Annotated in this window: 17 protein-coding genes and 4 pseudogenes; 7 read left to right on the forward strand and 14 right to left on the reverse strand. The window is 46.9% G+C overall.

Going from position 1 to position 21,111, the window contains the following annotated elements; all coding sequences use genetic code 11:
• Positions 1–78 precede the first annotated feature (78 nt).
• From selD to ABK01_RS11465, 7 genes are all read right to left on the reverse strand, one after another.
• A complete protein-coding gene (gene selD, locus ABK01_RS11435; protein WP_253675727.1) occupies positions 79–1,137 on the reverse strand; it encodes a selenide, water dikinase SelD in 1,059 nt (352 codons plus the stop codon).
• A gap of 170 nt (positions 1,138–1,307) precedes the next feature.
• The gene (locus tag ABK01_RS11440) at positions 1,308–1,871 is read right to left on the reverse strand and encodes a rod-binding protein (RefSeq protein WP_371922050.1); all 564 of its coding nucleotides are present in this window, start codon (positions 1,869–1,871) and stop codon (positions 1,308–1,310) included.
• 485 nt (positions 1,872–2,356) lie between these two features.
• Positions 2,357–3,151, reverse strand: a complete 795-nt coding sequence (gene flgG, locus ABK01_RS11445; protein ID WP_016524140.1) for a flagellar basal-body rod protein FlgG — start codon at positions 3,149–3,151, stop codon at positions 2,357–2,359.
• 14 nt (positions 3,152–3,165) lie between these two features.
• Positions 3,166–3,981, reverse strand: a complete 816-nt coding sequence (gene flgF / locus ABK01_RS11450) for a flagellar basal-body rod protein FlgF (protein ID WP_253675729.1) — start codon at positions 3,979–3,981, stop codon at positions 3,166–3,168.
• 90 nt (positions 3,982–4,071) lie between these two features.
• Entirely contained in the window at positions 4,072–5,781 is a 1,710-nt protein-coding gene (locus ABK01_RS11455) for a DNA repair helicase XPB (RefSeq protein WP_253676619.1), read from the reverse strand.
• Positions 5,782–6,228: 447 nt separating this feature from the next.
• Positions 6,229–6,498 carry a BrnA antitoxin family protein gene (locus tag ABK01_RS11460; protein ID WP_212566621.1) on the reverse strand — a complete coding sequence of 90 codons (270 nt, stop codon included), beginning with the start codon at positions 6,496–6,498 and terminating at the stop codon, positions 6,229–6,231.
• Positions 6,479–6,781 (reverse strand): BrnT family toxin, encoded by a 303-nt coding sequence (locus ABK01_RS11465; RefSeq protein WP_253675730.1) that lies wholly within the window; start codon positions 6,779–6,781, stop codon positions 6,479–6,481. Before ABK01_RS11465 ends, ABK01_RS11460 begins: the two co-directional genes overlap by 20 nt.
• A 201-nt stretch (positions 6,782–6,982) precedes the next feature.
• Here ABK01_RS11465 and ABK01_RS11470 point away from each other — a divergent pair.
• From ABK01_RS11470 to ABK01_RS11480, 4 genes and pseudogenes are all read left to right on the forward strand, one after another.
• Positions 6,983–7,656 (forward strand): annotated as a pseudogene (locus ABK01_RS11470) (DUF969 domain-containing protein).
• Positions 7,649–8,644, forward strand: a pseudogene (locus ABK01_RS11475) (DUF979 domain-containing protein); the annotation flags it as partial. The pseudogenes ABK01_RS11470 and ABK01_RS11475, both read left to right, overlap by 8 nt.
• Positions 8,645–9,070, forward strand: a pseudogene (locus ABK01_RS11845) (pyroglutamyl-peptidase I); the annotation flags it as partial.
• A 13-nt stretch (positions 9,071–9,083) separates the two neighbouring features.
• Entirely contained in the window at positions 9,084–9,719 is a 636-nt protein-coding gene (locus tag ABK01_RS11480; protein WP_253675732.1) for a PrsW family glutamic-type intramembrane protease, read from the forward strand.
• A 40-nt stretch (positions 9,720–9,759) separates the two neighbouring features.
• Here the strand turns inward: ABK01_RS11480 and ABK01_RS11485 are convergent, their stop codons facing one another.
• The 4 genes from ABK01_RS11485 to ABK01_RS11500 all read right to left on the reverse strand — a co-directional run bounded on the left by ABK01_RS11485 (position 9,760) and on the right by ABK01_RS11500 (position 15,017).
• Complete coding sequence (locus tag ABK01_RS11485) at positions 9,760–11,610, reverse strand: hypothetical protein (RefSeq protein ID WP_253675733.1); 1,851 nt, start codon at positions 11,608–11,610, stop codon at positions 9,760–9,762.
• Positions 11,607–12,491: an RsmE family RNA methyltransferase gene (locus ABK01_RS11490; RefSeq protein WP_253675734.1), complete on the reverse strand. Its 885-nt coding sequence runs from the start codon at positions 12,489–12,491 to the stop codon at positions 11,607–11,609. The genes ABK01_RS11485 and ABK01_RS11490 overlap by 4 nt, the downstream gene beginning before the upstream one ends.
• Positions 12,492–12,507: 16 nt before the next feature.
• Positions 12,508–13,530, reverse strand: a complete 1,023-nt coding sequence (locus tag ABK01_RS11495; RefSeq protein ID WP_253675735.1) for a calcium/sodium antiporter — start codon at positions 13,528–13,530, stop codon at positions 12,508–12,510.
• A 110-nt stretch (positions 13,531–13,640) separates the two neighbouring features.
• Positions 13,641–15,017 carry an aldehyde dehydrogenase gene (locus tag ABK01_RS11500; RefSeq protein WP_253675736.1) on the reverse strand — a complete coding sequence of 459 codons (1,377 nt, stop codon included), beginning with the start codon at positions 15,015–15,017 and terminating at the stop codon, positions 13,641–13,643.
• A 221-nt stretch (positions 15,018–15,238) separates the two neighbouring features.
• On the opposite strand from ABK01_RS11500, the gene ABK01_RS11505 reads away from it, so the two are divergent.
• Genes ABK01_RS11505 through acrA form a run of 3 tightly spaced genes read left to right on the forward strand, consistent with a single transcriptional unit; the run spans position 15,239 to position 18,351 of the window.
• Complete coding sequence (locus ABK01_RS11505; RefSeq protein WP_206182174.1) at positions 15,239–16,411, forward strand: acyl-CoA dehydrogenase; 1,173 nt, start codon at positions 15,239–15,241, stop codon at positions 16,409–16,411.
• Between the two features lie 15 nt (positions 16,412–16,426).
• The gene (gene acrB / locus ABK01_RS11510; protein WP_016522167.1) at positions 16,427–17,227 is read left to right on the forward strand and encodes an acryloyl-CoA reductase electron transfer subunit gamma; all 801 of its coding nucleotides are present in this window, start codon (positions 16,427–16,429) and stop codon (positions 17,225–17,227) included.
• A 20-nt stretch (positions 17,228–17,247) separates the two neighbouring features.
• Complete coding sequence (gene acrA, locus ABK01_RS11515) at positions 17,248–18,351, forward strand: acryloyl-CoA reductase electron transfer subunit beta (RefSeq protein WP_016518421.1); 1,104 nt, start codon at positions 17,248–17,250, stop codon at positions 18,349–18,351.
• Positions 18,352–19,035: 684 nt separating this feature from the next.
• Here the strand turns inward: acrA and ABK01_RS11520 are convergent.
• The 3 genes and pseudogenes from ABK01_RS11520 to ABK01_RS11530 form a co-directional block, all read right to left on the reverse strand.
• Positions 19,036–19,287, reverse strand: coding sequence for a hypothetical protein (locus ABK01_RS11520; protein WP_212565530.1), 252 nt, complete (start codon positions 19,285–19,287; stop codon positions 19,036–19,038).
• 558 nt (positions 19,288–19,845) lie between these two features.
• Positions 19,846–20,067, reverse strand: a pseudogene (locus ABK01_RS11525) (hypothetical protein); the annotation flags it as partial.
• Positions 20,064–20,954 (reverse strand): Rpn family recombination-promoting nuclease/putative transposase, encoded by an 891-nt coding sequence (locus ABK01_RS11530; RefSeq protein WP_212565531.1) that lies wholly within the window; start codon positions 20,952–20,954, stop codon positions 20,064–20,066. The pseudogene ABK01_RS11525 and the gene ABK01_RS11530, both read right to left, overlap by 4 nt.
• Positions 20,955–21,111: the final 157 nt, after the last annotated feature.

Genomic DNA, 21,111 nt, shown 5'->3' on the forward strand with positions numbered 1-21,111 from the left:
ATTGGTATTATATATGATACCAATTATTTGTCAATGTTAATCTTGTAAGCATTTTCCTCCATAGATATTAAGTAACCATTATATCACCACAATTGGATAATCTGCACGCGGTTCGATGGCGCCGATTTGGAATAGACTGATTCCTGCCTCGGCAAAGGCTGGTCTGATTTTTTCCGCTTCGGCGGGGCTGACGGCAAAAAGTAAACCGCCTGAGGTTTGCGGGTCAAAGATGATTTCTTCGAGTGCAAAATCTGTTATGCCGAATTGAATTTTTCCTTGGGCAAAGTTCCGGTTCCGCTGTCCGCCGGCGGTAAGTAAAAATTCACCGGCTGCCTGATACGCTGCCTCGATATAGGGAATACGGTTTGCGTCAAGGCGGGAGGTAAAATCCGTACCGGTCATTTCCGAAAGATGTCCGCTCAAGCCGAAACCGGTTACGTCCGTGCAAGCATGAACGGTGAAGTTCCGGAGAACCTCGGCTGCGTATTTATTGAGGTAGGTCATTGAGGCAGCGGCTTCGTCAAAGGCGGAGCGGGGGACTTCTCCTGCGCTGTACGCGGTGGTGATAATCCCGATCCCCAGTTTTTTGGTTAAAAATAACACATCTCCTGCCTGCGGGGTGTTGTTCCGCCAAATGCGCTCAGGGTGTATCGTTCCCATCACGGAAAGTCCGTATTTTATTTTGGGGTCATGGATGGAATGCCCGCCTACCAGCGCAGCGCCTGCTTCTTTTACCTTTTCCGCTCCGCCGGTTAGGATGCTTTGCAGCGCCGCGTATGCATTATCGCGAGTTGCTTCTTCAGGATAGCAGACAATGTTCATCGCACATACCGGCTCTCCGCCCATCGCGTACACATCGCTTAAAGCATTCGCTGCTGCAATCTGTCCGAAAAGGGTAGGATCGGTTACCATCGGCGGGAAAAAATCAAGAGTCTGGATGACTGCTATATCGGGTGTCAGCTGAATAACGGCCGCATCATCGGAGCTGTCGAAGCCGACCAATAAGCCTTCGTGTGAAGTCTTGGGGAGTGTTTTCAGTAAGCCGCTCAAAACCCCTGCGCCGATTTTTGCATTGCATCCGCCGCAGACAAAAAGTTCATCGCCCTGTCCGCTTGCGGATTTATTATAATTTTCCATTGATTTATTATAATATATGGAGATGCTTTTTACAAGCAAATGTGAGTTGTGATAAAATACGTTTGCAAAACGACACTATCTACACAGACTGATATGGTGAAGTCGTGAACGCTTATCGTATTTTATGCAATACTACTACTAACAGGAGCTTTAGGCTTTCAAGTGATTTTTTACCCTTGCTGATTAAGCTGTAAGTATATTTGATCGGCAAGGCCGAGTCCCGCATTTTTAGTCATCGTGCGGGAAAGCTCTTCGTACATCATATCGTCGTACATTTTACCGGCAAAGCTGTCTTTTCCGGTCAGGCTGTTTTTGCCGAGCGTACTCCGCATAGAATCGAGCATGATTTTGACAAAGTAGGATTCAAGCTCAAGGGCTTGCTGATACAGTTCGGAGGTTTTATCGATAACGGCTTTCCCGCCGGCCTGATGCGCTGCTGCAGCGGCGCCCATACCCTTAGGCTGTGCCGCGCGATCCGCATCGGTAGGATTGACGATTTCAAATGAGCTTAGATACTCACCTGGAAGCCGTGTCGAGAGGTTTGAATGAGCGGATTCCTTCGCCGTAGAAAAACGAGCGGATTCGGTCTTTAAGGAATCGAGCAACTGAGAAAAGCTCTGCGTGTTTTTTGCAGCATGTTTGTTCGCCGGACGAGATCCTTTTGTGTAAGAAGTATCCCGTGCTACCGACTGCGACTGCACTGTATAGGTATTCTGCTTTACCGCTTCAATCATCAAATCCGCTCCTTCAATCAGGGCAACCGCACCGGACTGTTTTTTTAACAGCCCGCAGAATAATCGAGGGTGTTCCACCTTTCCTCTTAAAAATATACGGGTAATTACTTTGTCGCTTCATAAAAATTAATCCTCAACGTATCAAAGATACGCCTGCGGTTAATTTTTATTCGCTTCGCGTACTTACCTCGCCTATTTTTAAGAGGCTACCGAAAAGTCCATTTTTAAGACTTCCGGTTTATTACTCTCTTTTGTCTGATGCGGTTGCCGCCCTTAAAATGCAACAACTGAGCAAAGTGTGAACTTTGGAAGTTGTTGCATTGCACCGTTTCGGAATGAAATGAGAAACGGCATACAATAACCCAAGTTTGCAATGCAAACTTGGCAGTGTTTTTCAGCCGCGCCATTTTAGCGGCGGAAAATAAACATTTTTCTACAATAAAAAAATATACGAAATTTCAGAAAAATTTCGCACAAAAGTAATACTACCGCTTTAAGCCGACTGCGGTACCGAGCATATTGTCGCTGGTTTGGATGGCTTTTGAGTTAAACTCGTAGGCGCGCTGTGCGACAATCATATTGACCATTTCGCTGACGGTAGAGACGTTCGACATTTCCAAAAATTTATGCTCGGTTTTGCCGAATCCGTTAAAGCCGGGGCGCCCTGCGATGGCCTGCCCCGATGCCGGAGTTTGCCGGAACAAATTGCTCCCTTGAGCGGAAAGCCCGACCGGATTCTGGAAGCGGTACAGCTCAATCTGACCTACTTCTACCGGATCATCCTGCTCCCCTACCCGCACCGAAACCCGACCGTCTTGGCTAATTGCAATCGTGTGCGGAAGATAGTTTTCCGGGAAAATAATTTCCGGCAAACAGCGGAGTCCGTTTGAGGTTACCAACTGCCGGTCGGCATCGATTTTAAAGGAACCGTCCCGTGTGTACGCATAGGTGCCGTCATATTGCAGCACACGGAAAAATCCCTCTCCTGCAATAGCCACATCGGTAGAAACACCCGTATTCTGCAGCGACCCTTGTTCAAAATTCCGCTGCGTTGCGGCGAGCTTTGCACCGTGCCCCATCTCCACGCCGACAGGTGTAATCGTATCTTCGGTTGCAGGTGTTCCCGCCGCCCGAATGGTCTGATACAGCAGGTCTTCAAACTCCGCCCGCTGTTTTTTAAAACCGCTGGTATTCACGTTTGCAAGGTTGTTTGCAACCGTATCGATATTTGCTTGCTGACTGTTCATGCCGGTTGCGGCTGTCCATAAACTTCTTACCATCTTATTCTCCTACGCTATTTTACTTTCGCAACCTCGTTCCAAAGTTTACTCATCATTGTATCTTCGGATTGAATTGTCTTTTGATTTGCCTCATACGCACGGTTCACTTCGATCATGCGTACCATTTCGTTGACTACCTTAATATTTGAAGCTTCGACAAAGCCCTGCACCACAACGGGACGGTCGCCGCCCTCCGCAGCGATAGCAGGCCCCGACACGGGTGTATCAAGATAAAAACTGGAACCGTGCTTTTTCAGATACCGGTCATTTTCAAAGGTAACGATTTTAAGCCGGTCGGTAAGCGTCGCATCCGAATCAGGTTCGGTTATCGGCCGCGCATAGACCTCTCCGTTTTGATTTACCTTATATTCCTTGTCCTGTAAAAAAATGCGACCATTTTCTCCAAGGACGGGATAGCCTTCTTTGGTCATCAAATAGCCTTCAACACCGACGGTAAAGTTCCCGTTGCGGGTATACCGTTCACCGTACGGGGTTTCCACGCAGAAAAAGCCTTTGCCTTCAAGTGCGAGATCGGAGGCCGCATTGGTCTGCTTTAAGGAACCTTGCTCAAACTCGGTAAAGATTTCATTCAGCTCCACCCCAAGACCGAGTTTTCCGATAATGGGCGCAATGTCTGACGAACCGAAAGGATTTTTAACAACGCCGTCATCATTTAAGCGCCGTATCAGTAATTCGGGGAAATTTTTATGGGTCGCAACGTCCCGTTTATAGCTTGTCGTATCGGCATTTGCTAAATTCTGAGCGATAACGTCCAGCTGCTTTTGCTGAGCGTTCATACCGCTTGCCGCAGTGTACCAACCTCTAATCATAAGAACCTCTTTACGCCCTCCCCAAACGATTATTTTTGGAGAGGTATCTCTACTCAATATCGGCAAAAGAGAAAAAATATGAAGAGGTTTTTATCGGAGACTCCTACACGGTAGAGCCGTATCGGCAGCGAGATCCGCATCGGTGATAAGCGAATAGGCATAGCCTTGTTCCGCAAGAAATTTTTGGCGGTGATCGGCGCATTCTTCTTCGACCGAATGGCGCGTTACGAGCGTGTAAAAAAACGAATCCCGCTCTTTCGGGCGGAGAATACGGCCGAGCCGCTGCGCTTCTTCCTGCCGGCTGCCGAAAGTTCCGGAAATTTGGATTGCCACGGAAGCATCCGGTAAATCGATTGCGAAATTCGCTACCTTGGAAACCACCAGTACGGAAATATCGCCCGCTCTGAATGAGTCGTACAACACTTCCCTCTCGGCATTCGGCGTTTTTCCGGTGATGAGCGGCGCATGTACCTCTTCGGCTATTTTTTTCAGCTGCGTAATGTATTGTCCGATAATCAAAATTTGGTCGTCGGTATGCCGTGCAAGCAGCTGCCGGACAATTTCGTTCTTTGCTTCGTTCTCACTCGCAATCCGGTGTTTTTCGCGCAAGGGGGCGGCGGCATACTCAATCTCTTTAGAGACCGGCAAGGGGATGCGTATTTCCGTACAATAGGCGTGAGCAATCCAGCCCTTTTCTTCCAGCTCCTTCCACGGCACGTCATAGCGTTTAGGGCCGACGAGACTGAATACATCACCTTCGCAGCCGTCCTCCCTGATCAGCGTTGCCGTTAAGCCGAGCCGCCTGATCACTTGCAGCTCCGCGGTAATGCGAAACACCGGAGCGGGAAGTAGATGTACTTCGTCATAGATAATCAAGCCCCAGTTCCGTTCGCGAAACAGCTTAAAATGAGGGAACTCCGATTCGGTGTCCGGTCGCCATGTTAAAATTTGATAGGTTGCTACGGTAACCGGCTTAATCTCTTTGGTATCGCTTGAATAAATACCGATGGTATCGGGTTCCAATTCGGTTTTATCGATTAACTCGCGCTTCCACTGATGCACCGCGGCGGTGTTGGTGGTTAGAATCAATGTATCAGTGTTCAGCATAGACATAACCAACATACCGACAATCGTCTTACCTGCGCCACAGGGCAACACAATCGTACCGAAACCCGTTCCCGGCCCCTTATCACCGGTAAATGCTTGCGCTGCTTCCCGCTGATAGTCGCGGATGATAAAATCTTTTTCTTTTTTTGTCTGCGTACGTAAATCAACTGCAAGCGGCGCACCGTCTTTCAACGGTACCTCATCGCGCACCGGCCAGCCCATTTTCAGCAACGCCTGTTTTACCGTACCGCGGTTCAAAAGCGCAATTAAAAACGAACGCGGTTTTTCCGCAACAACCAGATACTTTGCAAGCTTCGGCGACGCTTTTAATTCCTGATATATCCGATCGTTTTCCGCCGTCAAATACAAAAACGAATCATCTTCACACTCGGTTAGTTTAATCTTTCCGTACCTGCTGAACGTTTCTTCCACCCAACCGAGCACTGCAGGCGGAATATCAAAACGGGAAAACCGCTTGAGCGTTTCCGTTATTTTTTCGGCAGTAAAGCCTGCGCTTGCGGCATTCCATAAAGATAAGCCCGTCAAGCGGTAGGTATGCAAGTGTTCTGGAGATTTTTCAAGTTCGGCAAAGGGGATAAGTGCAAAACGCGCATCCGTTGCTTCCGGCGCGTGAACGTCGAGCAATATGGAGCGATCGCCTTGAATGATAAGCGGTTTTAACGAAGCGGACATAACGGACAATTTTACGCTATACTTCACGTTTAGTCAAATCGGTCTTTTGAAAATATACGGCGTATCTACTTCGTTGCTGCGCACAAATTAATCCTCAACGTATCGAAGATACGCCTGCGGTTAATTTGTGCTCGCGCCTCGTATCTACGCCGTCTATTTTCAAAAGCGCTGAATCTGTAGTTCCGCCATGGATGGCGGGGGTTCTCGTCAGTAGCGTGTTTGCCTTGCAAACACGCAGTTCAAAAATGGACAAGGATGTTCATTTTTGGGCGAGGATGGCGGAGGTATTAAGCAGCAGCGAGATTTGTGGTATACACAAATCTCGTCGTTGACCAGGGTACAGGGACGTACACTGGTCAACAGTGCATCTACTGCGTCGCTCGTTCAGCGAAGTACGTCCGTGTACTTCGCTGAATACAAGTTTGACCGGTGTCAAATGGATTATCTTCACTGTGCTGCTTGTTTTTCCGCTGCCATTGCATTGCGTAAAATGGTATTTATTCGGCTCTGATACCCCTTACCGTATGATTTAAGCCATACAATAATGTCCGAATCAAGACGGATTGAAAGCGGTTTTTTTATTGGACGATACATTTTAAAAAACTCTTCTTGTGTTAGCTCCGGAATATCAGATGTATCAATCGGTTGTTCAGCAAGTGTTTTTAACTGTTCTATCCGCTGTTGTGTAAGCATACTTTTAGCTTCTGAAAGTGTCATTGACTGCATCATAATATAACCCCTTTTCTTTTTTTGTTGCAGGACGTGCCGATATAATTCTTATCCTTTGATTTCTTTCCGTATAAACAACCAACACAACAAGAACATTTAAAACCGTGCCGATAGCTAAAAATCTATCCTCTTTATCGGAATGAGCGGCATCATATAACTCTATATGAAAAGGATCATCAAAAACCAAAAGAGCCTCTTCAAAACCTATTCCATGTTTTTGCCTATTGATGGTATTTTTTTTATTATCCCATTCAAACAACCCATCATCCATACTTAACGGTATATACATTTTAGTCATTTGTCAAGCGTATGTTTTTTAGAGTTTTTCCTTAGATTTAATTTGCGATGTAAAAAATTTTAAATAGACAGCAGGCTGTAAGTCTGATAAAATGTGTTCTAAAAAAGTTACGGTTATCATGTATCTCTCAAAACTCCGTTCTTTTTTCATCACTATTTATCAGAAGGAGATGATATGAACTATTTTGTTCTCATCGGCATTGCGATTATCATCGTCGGTTTTATTTTAAAACTTGACGTTGTCGCAGTCGTATTGATTTCCGGTCTCGTTACCGGATTAATTGCAAAAATGGGATTGGTTGAAGTGCTCAATGCAATAGGAACGGGATTTGTCAATAACCGTTATATGAGCTTATTTTTTATTTCGTTCCCTGTTATCGCCATTATGGAACGGTACGGTTTAAAACTACGCGCTGCGGAATGCATCAAAAAGATTAAGGGTGCAAGCGCCGGTATGGTTATTTGGCTCTACATTGTAATCAGAACGATTGCTTCAGCTTTTTCGATTCGGTTGGGCGGGCATGTTCAGTTTATCCGTCCGCTCATTTTACCGATGGCTGAGGGAGCCGCACGAAAGAGTATCAAACTGACTGACGAAGATATTGAAAAAATCAAAGGGCTTGCCGGCGCTTCCGAAAATTACGGAACTTCTTCGGGCAAAACATATTTCCCGTTGCATCCGGCGTTTTGTTAATTACCGGCACCTTGAAGGAACAGGGGTTTGATATCAGCAATATCGATGTCGCAAAGTATTCCATTTTAGCGGGCGTTGCGATGGTGCTCATCGCGCTTGTCCAGTGCTGGCTGTTCGAAAAGCACTTAAGAAAAGGGGAGAAAAGCGATGTTTAGTTTTATCCATTCGCACAGTATGATTATCGACGAAATCATATACGGCCTCTGCGGTCTTGTTTCCATTATTACCGCATTCATCTCCTTAAAAGGGAAAAAGCATTTGAGCGGCACGTTTTTGTTTTGGGGTATCTTAGGCTTGTTGTTCATGTTCGGCAAAGTGATCGTATTGAACGTTCCGAACGGCGGAGCCGTTATCGGCGGTTTATTGATTTTGCTGGGCGTCCTGACATTGACAAAACAGGTAAAGATTGCAGACATCCCGACTGCCGAAAAAGAAGAGGTAGAAAAAAATTCGCAAAAGGTCGGCAATAAGATTTTTATTCCGGCGGTTTTAATCGGCGTTGTAGCAATGCTATTGGCGCAGGTCAAAAGCTTTAACATTTCGCTTGGAACCAATGCTGCCGGTAAGGCAATCATCTTCGGTTTTTCGACCGCGCAGGTTGTCGGTGCTGCATCGATTATTGCGTTGATTTTCGCGGTGTTGTTGGCAAAACCGACATTGAAAAATACCGTCAACGATACTTCAAAGATGCTGATGCAAGTCGGCTCCTCCAGCTTACTTCCGCAATTACTCGGCGTTTTAGGAGCGATATTCGCAACTGCCGGTATCGGTAAAATCATCGGCCGGTTTGCAAGCGGTATTGTACCGCAAGGAGTACCCATTCTCGGTGTTATCGCCTACTGCCTCGGTATGGTAATCTTTACGATGATTATGGGTAACGCATTTGCCGCCTTCACCGTCATTACCATCGGCGTCGGCGTTCCATTTGTTATTATGCAAGGCGGGAATCCGGCGGTTGTCGGTGCACTCGGTATGACCTGCGGATACTGCGGCACACTTTTAACGCCGATGGCGGCGAACTTCAACATCGTTCCCGCAGCAATTTTGGAAACCGAAAATAAATACACGCTTATTAAAACGCAAGCCTTTATGTCGGTTGCCTTGATCATCGTGCACATCATCTTGATGTCAATCTTCGCCTTTGTAGAAAGAATCGGTATCAATATCGACGATTGCCGTATCCCTGACAACGAAGGGAATCAGCCGATCGATGAACCGGTGATAAAAGGCGGCCCCGCTGCATATTTTGTTACCGTTCCGATAAAAGCCATTGTTGAAAACATACAAGCGCATAACATTCCCGCTTCAATTTCCAACACGGCGGGTACTTTTATTTGCAACCATGTTTGTTACGGTGTCGCTCATCTTGCGGCGCAAAGGACGGCGGCGGGGAAACCGATGAAAAGCGGCTTTATCCATATTCCGTTCCTGCCCGAACAGGTAATCGGGAAACCGGCGCTTACGCCCTCGATGAGCTTGGAAACAATTGTCAGCGGCATTACCCACGCACTTGAAGCCATCGTCGAACACAGTTTCGACATAAAAGTTTCGGGCGGGAAGATCTGCTAGCGGTACATTCAGTATGAGTATTATCGGACTGTTAATTACCGCATTTTTACCGGCATCGGCAGCGGTCTGTATTGCAATAAAAAAACACATCCCCGTTTATGCGCTTGCCGCCGTATTCTTTGCAGCGGCAGCGTCACTGCTTCCGGTGCTTGCGCTCCAGCATAGTGTGCATACTTTTTTAGATGCCGGTATTGCAAAACAATCGGAAGCGGTACGGCTCCTATTTAACAGCTTTATTACGGCAGCATGGATAGAAGAAGGCGTTAAAGCAGCGGTATTCGGTTTAACGGCTGCTATGGTTTTAAAAAAAAGATTCGGGATTACACAGAGTATGCTGCTTGGCGTATTCTTCGGCTTTGTCTTTAGCGGTTTTGAAAATATTTCGTATAGTTTGCGGTATTCCAACGTGCAGTTTCTCCGGCTTGTTACCGCCGCCCTATTACACGGGACGCTCGGCTGTTTTTATGCATCGATGGCATACACCGAAATTAAGCGGAAAGCTGCGTTCGTCTTTCTCGCAGCGGTTGTTCTCCACGGGCTTTATAACTTTTTTATTTCGCTGGGCGGCGGCTTCATACTTCCCGCAGCGGCAGCACTCGGCATTGCCTGCTTATATGCGGGACGGCTTGTTACGCCTTCGCGTCCTTAATTATGAACCTCGAAAAACCGCAGTTTTTTAGAGGTGAGCTTTACTCACCGGTTTCCCTTAAATTTATTCTAAATATCAACTCTACCTCAAGATCGGAAGCCTTATAATGCCAAAAGATGATATCCGAAGTTTGCTCCACCGATACGGGACTGAGTTGATAGAGTTTATACAGAAAAGAATTTGCATTCAGCGGTTCTTGGCGTAAATCCATCGTAATCTCGTACTGCTGAGCTTCAGTCTTCTGACACAGAAAATAAGCGGTCTCATTCAACTCGGCGCCGTTAGCCGTAAAGCGGCGGTCTGCTCCGTACAAAAACGAACCGTTTGCGGCGGAAGCGGAACAAAATGTATAAACCAAATCGTCTTTAATTTCCTTACCGTTTATCCGCAACCGAATAAGCTCCGCCGCAGCCCCTTGTGCAAGTGCAGCGTGAGCATCTGCCGCATTGCCCGCGCCGGTATTTGCGGCAGTACCGGCAGCATTGACGGTATCGGTAATCGTACTGCCGCTTGTGCCGGCAGCATTGTTTCCATTGGTTCCCACAACGGTATTTCCGGTTGATGCAGTTGCTTTCTGTACAGCTTGACCGGTTTGCGTATTCTCTTTTTGAGCAGCTTGAGCGGTTTGCGCTTGCAATTTTTCCAGTTCGGTTAAAATCTTTGTTAAAACAGCGCCGCCCGTATCGGTTTGCAAACCGGTTACATTGCCCAAACCTGCATTGCCGCCTAATCCCGCATCAGTGCCGAGCAAATTATTGAGCAGCGTCAGGTTACCGCTGTTTTGGCTTAATGCCGCCAGTGTTTTAGCGTTGAGTCCGTTCAGCGCCGTTGATTTTTTTACATCGCTTTTACCGGAATTACCGGAAGCGGCGTTTCCCGTCTGTTTGCCTTTCGCCCCTGCTGCTGACGATGGGGTGCGTTTTTGCTGTAAAAACGTCGGAGGCTGAATAACGGGAGGCGCCGACGGCCGAGTGATCCCTCCGCCGATAGTAACTTCAGGGATGTCCGGTATCGCAGGTATTTGCATTTGCCCGTTTCCGGTATTATCCGCAGCGAGGGGAGAAAGCAGCCGCAGTAAAAAGAAAAAACAAAAGATAAACGGCGTTACGGGCATCTTTGCAAGTGTGTCTTCCAACTCGCTGAGCCGCGCTTGCAGACTGATAATCGTGCGCTCAATTCGGCGCTTTTCATTTTCCAACTTACGCCGCGGGTCTTCATCCTGCGGTTTATTTTTTACGCTGTCACGCACAAACGCAGGGCTGTGCTTTTGTAAAAAAAGCTCCTCTGCTGCGGCGCGTTTATCGGGATTTGCAATATTCGCAACCACCTTCATCGCTTCATAACCGAGTTCCGGCTTTACATCGAACGCATGTATTTTCTCAATCGTCGCAGCGGAGGCGCGCGGCAGGCACAGCACACGGTCGATATAATCTTCGTAGCGGACACCGGCTTGCTTACAGAGCACCCGCGCCTTGCTCAAAAGCCTGCCGAGTTCCTTCATCAGCTTGCCATCCTCCGCCATGATGGTCGTCCTAATTGTATCCGTCAGTTCGAGCAGTTCAGGCGATTCTTCCATAGCGATTTTATATAGCCCCTTCTCCTCCGCCTTTTGCAGCAGCCGGTGAAAATAGCTCCAAAACCGCTGTGTATGTACACGGCCGGAACGGGTGCCGTCCAGCTCGCAGAGCCGATGATGCGTATATTCGTGAATAGCGGTGTACAGCAGTTCGTTATCGACGGAAAAGTTTTTATTGTGCAGCAAAATCTCATGCGTATCGCTTTTATAAAGCCCGTTGACTTTCTTGCTCGCCTTGCCGGTAAATGTTACCGAAAATTCGAGTTCAGACTCTTCAATCTGCAATAATATCTCTTTTACCTGATCCTGATTCATCGCGCTCCTCTCATATCCCATGCGCCGGAGTTTGCAAGGCACACTGCAACGGCGGAAGTAACGGCGGTTTCCGTACGCAAAATTCTCCGCCCCATAGTATAGGCAGTGAATTGCTTTTTTGCAAACAGCAGCCGTTCGTTCAGACTCCAGCCCCGCTCATTCCCGACGGCAAGCCACAGCGTTTGTTTTCCGTCCCACTGCAGCTGAGGCAGCGGATGCATCGCAGGGACGCAGAGTGTATCGCCTTGTTCACTATGCGCTTGTTCAAGACAGTCTTGCCCAATATGACCTTGTTTCATGCGATTTTGTTCAATAGAACCTTGCTCAATTTGAAAAGGAACATCGAGCACCGCCCGCAGATGATCCGGACGGATATCATCCTCATACCGGTCGAAAAAATGCCGTACACTATAAGCTCGATACACTTTCGGAATATGAGTATCCCCTGCCTGACTGCATCCGTCAATCAGCAGCCGCTCTATCTCCGTTTCCGCAGCGATATCCGCCTTGAGGTAAGATTTTTCACCCAACTCGGTACCGGTCAGATACAGCGCCTCAATTCCAAGCCCTGCGACATCACGCAAAATACGGCGCAGCTGAATGGGGCGCGGAAACCCGAGTATCAGTCTGATGGGCGGCAACGCGGAAACATCGTCTCCTCCGCCCGCTTTGTCCGCTACGGTAAACCGTGCAGTCAACAGCTCATCGGAAAAAGAAGTAATTTCCGCCGTTCCTTTTTCCCCGTCAATGATACCCGCCTTGAATACCGCCCCCACGCCGAACTTCAGCACTTTTTTGATATGTAAAAAGCGTTCATCAGTTTTGGCAAAAGAAAAATTCCCGTCTGAAAGTTCTTCCTGTCGTAATAAAATGATATTCATGGCAGCCTTGCCGCCCTTAACCCGTGATATGTCTTAATGTAAAATTGAGGACAATGTATGCGGCATAAAAGATAAACAAAAACGCACCTTGCATTCGAGTTATGACGCTGCGCTGGCGTGTTGAACAAAAACGGAAAATGCCAAGCACCAGCAGCATGGTCGGGAATTGCAGATAGTAAAAATCAACCGGCACACGGATACCGGCGGGAGTTACCGCAGCCGCTACACCCAACACAAAGAGGACGTTCAAGATATCCGCTCCGATGATATTGCCCGCCGCGAGTTCTCCGTGTCCTTTCCGAACGGCGGTAATTGCAGTTACCAATTCAGGTACACTCGTGCCGAACGCAACCAAAGTCGCCGCGATAATACTCTGCGGAATACCGATCTTTATGGCGGAAACTTCGACCGCAGGGATCAGTATCTTAGACGAGAGCACGACCACCGCAATTCCTACAGCCAGCCACATAAGCAGCAGCCACAACGGTTTTTGATTTCCTTCTGCCGTATCCTGTTCGCTCTCTTCCATAGATTCTTTCGCCCAGCGAAACGATATGTACATATAACACGCAAGCAGCACGACAAATATCCAGCCCATCCACTGATAGATTTTTCCCTCCCTGCCCGGAGAAAAGAATGGAAGCGAAACAAGCGTCAACAGCAGCGCTGCCGAAAACTGAACGGTACCCTGCCGATGAATAAGCCGTTTATCAACCGGCACCGTACCAAGCATGGCGGCAAGCCCGATAATGAGAGCCGTATCCGCAATAATCGAGCCGATAGCATTTCCAAGCGCAAGCTCCGCATTGCCTTTAATTGCCGCCAATGTAGACACCGACGCTTCGGGCAGGGTCGTGCCGAGACTGACAATCGTCGCACCGATCACCATCTTGGGCATTCCCCATTTAAGCGAAAGGGCAACCGCGCTGTCTACCAGCCAATCCGCACCCTTACTCAGCGTAAACAAGCTTGCAACAAGCACAATCAACGATATTACAACCGATGAATTCATTAAAAAATTATGTAAGAGTGCATCCATATAAACCTCTTAAAATATCAGTACCCGGAATATGTGGAAATATACCGGTTTAGGTGGAATCACGCAAGACAACTTGCAGGGCACAGCCGGATACACCATTCGGTATGCACCTACATAAACTTTTTAACGAGGTTGAAATTTTTCTCGCTGTAGGGATGATAGCGCATCGGTAAGTCTACCAGCAGGGATTTTTTCATTACGCTCTTTTCGTGGCTGAATGTGTAAAAGCTTTGTTTTCCGTGGTAATTCCCCATGCCGCTTGTCCCGACGCCGCCGAAGGGCATGTACGGTGTCGCAAGATGCACGATTGTGTCGTTGATGCACCCGCCGCCGAACGATACTTCCGACAGAATTTTCCGCTCTACAGCCGCATCCTTGGTAAAGAGATAGAGGGCAAGCGGCTTCGGACGGGCACGGATTTGATCGACAGCCCACTGCAAATCGGTAAACGGGATGAGCGGCAAGATGGGGCCGAAAATTTCTTCCTGCATAACCGGTGATTCAAAGCTGATATTATCCAACACCGTCAGCGGTATAAAACGCCCGTGCGCATCCTTTTCCCCGCCGATAACAGCCGATTCTCCTTCCATCAAATGTGAAAGCCGTTCAAAATGCTTGTCACTTACAATCCGTGTCATGTTACAGGAGGCATACGCGTCCGTCGGTAAAAATTCACGAAGGACAGCCTTGCACTGTTCGATAAACGCTTCTTTTACCGCTGCATCAATCAGCACATAGTCGGGAGCGACGCAGGTTTGCCCGCCGTTCAGTAACTTGCCGAAAAGGATACGCCGGGCAGCCGCTTTCATATCGGCGGTTTTATCGATGATACAGGGGGACTTGCCGCCGAGTTCCAGCGTTACCGGCGTCAGGTTCCGCGCAGCGGCCTCCATAACAAGCTTACCGACTACCGTACCGCCGGTAAAGAAGATGTAATCAAACTTTTGTTCCAAAAGTCCGGCGTTCTCTTCTCGGCCGCCGGTTACAACCGTAACAAAACCCGGCTCAAAGGTTTCCGCAATCAAATCGGCGATTACTTTTGAGGTTTCGGGAGTGTAATTCGAAGGCTTTATCACCGCGCAGTTTCCTGCGGCAATCGCACCGGCAAGCGGCGTCAACGTTAAATTGACCGGATAATTCCACGGCGACATAATCAGCACGGTGCCGTACGGTTCATAATAAATCGTACTCGACGCTAAAAAATGGCTGAGCGGCGTGCGTACCCGTTTCGGCTTCATCAATTTTTTCAAATGTTTCGATAGAAAGCGGACTTCCTCCTGCACCATACCGATTTCCGTAAGGTAGGTCTCCATCGGCGCCTTGTGTAAATCCTTATAGAGCGCATCGCTTATCCGCTGCTGATATGCGTGAACGGCGGCTCCCAACTTACGAAGCTGTTCGGCACGGAATTGGTATGATTTTGTCGCATTGGATGCAAAAAAGGCCGAAGTATTCCGCACTAATGCGGCTATGGCTATTCTTGTCATATAATCATTCTCCCCCGACGCAAAGGCTCAAGAGAAAAAAAGTATGATAAAATACGATTCTTCCTCTATCCATTTCGGCGGTTTGCTGATATAATCTATCTATAAAAATACTACTATTATTTGCTTGGATACAATAGCGTAGATAATTATTATACTATAGAAAAGCCTCTATATAAAGTAGAGATTTTTAATAAAAATCAATATAACGAAGGAGATTCAACATGGATTTTACGTTGAGCAGAGAACAGCTCATGGCGCAGCAATTGTTTCGCGATTTTGCGCAAAACGAAGTAAAACCGATCGCTGCCGAAGTCGACGAAGAGGAAAAATTTCCTGAAGAGAATGTCAAAAAGATGGCAAAGCTGGGATTCTTCGGTATTCCCGTTCCGAAACAGTACGGCGGACAAGGCGCTGACGTTTTAACCTATGCCATGTGTGTAGAAGAAATGAGCAAGGTCTGCGGAACGACCGGTGTTATCATTTCCGCACATACGTCACTTTGTATCGATCCGATTATGCACTTCGGAACGGAAGCACAAAAGATGAAGTATGTTCCGGATCTTGCCTCCGGTAAAAAGATCGGTGCATTCGGTTTAACAGAACCGGGAGCCGGTACCGATGCTCAAGGACAGCAGACCACTGCAGTACTCGACGGTGACCACTGGGTACTCAACGGCAGCAAAATCTTTATCACCAATGCGGGCTATGCCGACGTCTTTATCGTTATCGCAGTAACCGGTATCGTAAAGGATAAAAAAGGCCGCTCCGTAAAAGAAATCAGCGCATTCATCGTAGAGCGCGGCTTCCCCGGCTTCTCTGTCGGTAAGCATGAAAAGAAGATGGGTATCCGCGGTTCTTCAACCTGCGAATTGGTCTTTGAAGACTGCATCGTACCGAAAGAAAACCTCCTCGGCGTACAGGGACGCGGCTTTATCATCGCTATGGCAACCCTTGACGGCGGACGTATCGGTATCGCAGCACAGGCGCTCGGTATTGCGGAAGGCGCTATCGAAGAAACCATCAAATATACAAAAGAACGTGTCCAGTTCGGAAAACGCATCAGCCAGCAGCAGAACACTCAGTTCCAGCTTGCGGATATGGCAGCCCGTACACAAGGCGCTCAGTATCTTGTCTATGCGGCAGCATGCAAGAAACAGGCAGCCAACGAAAATCCCAATATCCGGTATTCTGCGGAAGCGGCAATGGCGAAGCTCGTTGCAGCTGAGGTCGCAAGCGACGTAACGCGCCGCTGTTTACAGCTCTTCGGCGGATACGGCTACACCCGCGACTACCCAATCGAGCGGATGATGCGCGACGCAAAGATTACGGAAATTTACGAAGGTACGAGCGAAGTACAGCGCATGGTTATTGCCGCAAACCTCGGCGTCAATTAAGGAGGACAAGAACAGATGAAAGCTATTGTTTGTGTAAAACAAGTTCCCGATACATCCGGAAAAGTTGCCGTCAAAGAAAACGGGCAGCTTGACCGCGCTTCGATGATGACCATCACCAACCCCGATGACTTAAACGCGATTGAAGCGGCGCTGCAGCTAAAAGATCAAACCGGCTGTGAAGTTGTCGCTATTTCGATGGGGCCGCCCCCTGCAGAAAGCATGCTCCGTGAGCTGTTAGCGCGCGGCGTTGACAAGGCGGTACTGGTTTCCAGCCGTGAGTTCGGCGGAAGTGACACGTATGCTACCAGTCAGATTTTAGCAGCAGCTGTACGCCGCGTCGGTGTAGGACCGGAAGATGTTGTATTCTGCGGACGGCAGGCAATCGACGGCGATACCGCACAGGTAGGCCCGCAGATTGCTGAAAAACTGAATCTCCCGCAGATCACCTACGCAGCTGATATTAAAAAAGAAGGCAACACACTGACGGTAAAGCGTATGCTCGAAGACGGCTACATGATGCTCAAGGTAAAGACTCCCTGTCTTATCACCTGTATCAAAGAGTTGAACGAACCGCGCTATATGAGCGTTAGCGGTATTATGGAATGCTACTCAAAGCCGTATGAGGTATACAATTACGAAACCTTGAAGGACGATCCGCTCATCGATAAAGATACAATCGGTTTGGAAGGTTCTCCGACAAACGTATACAAGTCCTTTACCCCGCCGCAGAAAGGCGCCGGTACGATGATGGAAGGCGCCGACAAAGCCGCTTGTGAAAAGCTCGTCGGTATGCTGGCAGAAAAACATATCATTTAATGAAGGAGGAGAATGTACAAATGGCTTACGATAGCAAAGACACTGAAGCCTTCAAAGGCGTGTGGGTATTTTGTGAACAGCGCAACGGAGAAATCCTCAACACCTCGTTTGAATTATTGAGCGAAGGCCGGAAGCTCGCCGATGAATTAAAGGGCGAACTCTGCGGCGTTGTACTTGGAAAAGGTATTAAAGAAGATGCATTAAAGAATCTCGGCGGTTACGGCGCCGACAAGGTGTACTACTGCGAGCACGATCTTCTTGCCGATTATACAACCGATGCGTATACAAAAGTGATTACCGCATTGGTACAGGATAAAAAACCGGAAGTTTTCTTAATCGGTGCAACAACCATCGGACGCGACTTAGGCCCCCGCTGTGCCGCACGGCTCCATACCGGATTGACCGCCGACACCACGCACCTCGACGTCGATACGGAAAAATACAAGGAATTCCTCCGCACCAGCTCGACGATGGATGTCGAAAAGACACCCTTTAAAGTCAACACCAACTTGAAGATGACCCGTCCGGCGTTCGGCGGTCACTTGATGGCAACGATTGTCTGTCCCCGCTTCCGCCCGCAGATTGCAACCGTGCGTCCCGGCGTTATGAAGAAGCAGGACTTTGATTCGGCAAAAGCGGCAAAGACCGTGATTGAAAAGCCGAAAGTTGAGCTTTCCAAAGCCGATATCAGCGTTGATATCCTCGAAATTAAGAAAACCGCAAAGAATATCGTAGACTTGATCGGAGCAAACGTCGTTGTTTCCGTCGGTCGCGGTATCGGTAAAGATCCCAAAGCGGGTATCAAACTTGCTGAAGATTTGGCTCAGGCGCTTGGCGGCGTTGTCGGGGCTTCCCGTGCCGTTGTTGACTCCGGCTGGATGGATGCAAACCATCAGGTTGGACAGACCGGTAAAACCGTACATCCGCACATCTATGTGGCAGTCGGTATTTCCGGAGCAATTCAGCACCTTGCCGGTATGCAGGATTCCGAGTACATCATCGCGGTCAACAAGAACCCCGATGCGCCGATCTTCGGCGTAGCCGACTACGGTATTGCAGGAGACCTGTTCAAGGTACTTCCGATGCTGACCGAAGCGGTTAAAGCGGCAAAAGGCAGCCTGTAATTTTTAAGGGGCGTGTTGAGCTTATGCTTAGCACGCACCGAATTTTACATTGCTAGAAAACTGATTGTTTTTTAGAGAACCTTTATGATGCAAAAAGCCTGTTTTTCCTTTACGGAAGAACAGGCTTTTTTAGTTAACCTACCCAAAGCTTTATGCTAAAAATTCATCCGGCGTATACACGGGTATTTTTGACCCAAAAAAATCTTTTTTATTGCGTGTAATAATGCAATCTACCGATTCTTCTAATGCACATTGATATTGCAAACCATCTTCAAAATCAGGAAATATTTTATTCTTTAAAGCATTTAAAATGCTCTCTTTATTTGCACTACCGATTCCAATGATTTCGAATAAATTGCAAAAAATTTCTCGTACATTCTCTGCCGGAATATACTTCTTTAAGATATAAAATAACGTTCCTTAAAATTCAGCAGCCGAACAAAATATCAATTTTGGAGGATGCTGAATTGGTACGCGATAGCGTACGTACAATCAGCGAGTTTGCAGCAAGCAAACTCGACGTGTTTTTCAGCCGCGCTATTTGAGCGGCTGAAAATAAACGTTGAAATAGTATGAACTGCTACAATTCCTGTTATTTCGTTATCTTTACATTTCTTAATGATAGTTTGTGCATTATTAAAAAAAACAGGACGCTTTGCCAGAAAATCAACCAAAATATTTGTATCAAGTAAGACTTTCATATTTCGTAACCGCAAATTCTATAGCTTCTTGTTTATAATCAATATCCGGCGGTAGGCAACCAGCATACTGTATCAGGGCATCATAAGCTCTATTTTTTTCTTGCTGGGGTATTGTTACAATATGTTGTCTATTCGTTTTTTTCATTTTTACAAATAAATATTCAATATAATGCTGCACTTCCTGCTGCAGCTCCTTTGAAAGCATATTGTATTGCCGCATCATTATATCGTTCATAGAACGCTCCTTATCTATCCATCCCATAGCAGTATAGCACACTTTACCGTTTCATTAAACTCTGCGAGCTTGGTGGCGTTTGCAGCTACTGTGATGACAAGCGGCGTTTATCATTTATCGAAAATGCAGCATCACCATTTCCCCCTGCTGCAAGACGAACTGTTTACCGGTACATATAAACCTTAGTTCATGACTCCCCTTATTTTCAACAACGACCTCAGGCTACATCCCTTGCTTTACTTGGCAACGGCAAGGCTCACGGTTAGTTGGGTGCAGGGCATTTCCTAAAAGAGAAGATGCCCTGCAAAGCCGGTAGGGAATGGATTAAAACATCTTGCTTCGGTTCTATCGGTTTTATAACCATATTCGGCGGGCAGCATTTTTGAACGGCTTTATTGGAGCCGCTCAAAATAAGCATAGCACATTTACCGGCAATTAAAAACATGTCATCTCTTAGCATCTGCAGAACGGACAGGGATGTACGCTGTTCAACAGACCTGCGGTACTTTTTTGCCTAACTCCTTGCATCTGCTCCGCCTATTTGCAAAAAGTTGATTTTTATAGAGCCTTTATTTCTTCAACGGAAAGGCCTGTTCCTTCAGCTATTTTATCAATATCAAAACCAAACTGCTTAAAAGCCTTAGCCGTTTCAAGTTTGGTTTGATAGGCTCCCTGAGATATACCTTGTTCAATGCCTGTGGCAAAGGCTATTTCCCGTTCTTCTGCTCGTTGTACGGCTATATCGGTTTCATAATCATATTCGGCTAGTAACAAGTTTATAATTTTTCTATTTCCGCTTGAGTAAGCCCTGTACCCTCAGCAATTTTTGCTATCGGTATACCCATTTTCTTAAAAGCTAAAGCTGTTTTTATTACTCCATCGGAAAAGCCTCGCTTAATACCCTGTTCAATACCCTGTTGTATTCCTTGTTGTATTCCAATTCTTAGACTTTCTTCTCTCTGTACTGCGATGTCTGTATCGTAATCATATTCGGCTACTAACATATTTATTACCTCCCGTGATTTTCTCTGTAAGTATTCTTTTAAGATTCCTTTTTCTATACATATCTTTACCGCATTGGTAAAGCCATTTTCAGGATCAAGTTGCGTTTGTTTTCTTACCTCTTCAACAAAGAGACTGTATTCTTCAAGCGGTTTACAGCGGCTCAATACTTCTGCTCCTTTGTCCTTATTTATGTTATATACCTTTACCTCAAGCTCCAGCGGCACTTTTTCTGGTTTTGTTATAAACGCATCAGATAACTTTAGAACTGTAGTTTCAGGGTAATCTTCCTTGCCGTTATAGAAAACGTAGAATTCCGGCGTAGGTATTTTAGACAGCTTTCTTAAATATCTATCGGTCGGAGCTTGAAGTTTTTCATAGAGCCTTGCTATGTATTCTAAAAAACGCAAAGGCATGTTTTCGTTTATGGTGGATTGATGTTCTGCAAGAACGATAATCTTATTGTCGACAAGGCAGGAAACATCGTTGATTATGTTCATATACATAACATTATCGAGCCTTATGTTTTCTACAGGACAAGACATTTGCAGATTTGTTCCGTGCAAAGCGTTATATAGCGATAAAAAGTTTTCTTTAGCCTTTTCGTCTTCTGCAAAAAGATCGACAAAAACCGAATCTTTATATTTTCTGTTTGCCGTAGTCATAGCTGTTTCCTCTCTTGTTGTATTATAGCATAGATGGGCAGGTTTTAAAGAGGGGGTACCCTCAGCGATTTTTGCTATCAGTATACCCATTTTCTAAGCTAAAGCTGATTTTAGAGAGACCTTTAGCTGTAATCAACAAAGGTCGATTATTCGTGCC

Origin of the sequence: Treponema sp. OMZ 305, from assembly GCF_024181325.1 — a bacterium.
Classification (GTDB): Bacteria; Spirochaetota; Spirochaetia; order Treponematales; family Treponemataceae; genus Treponema.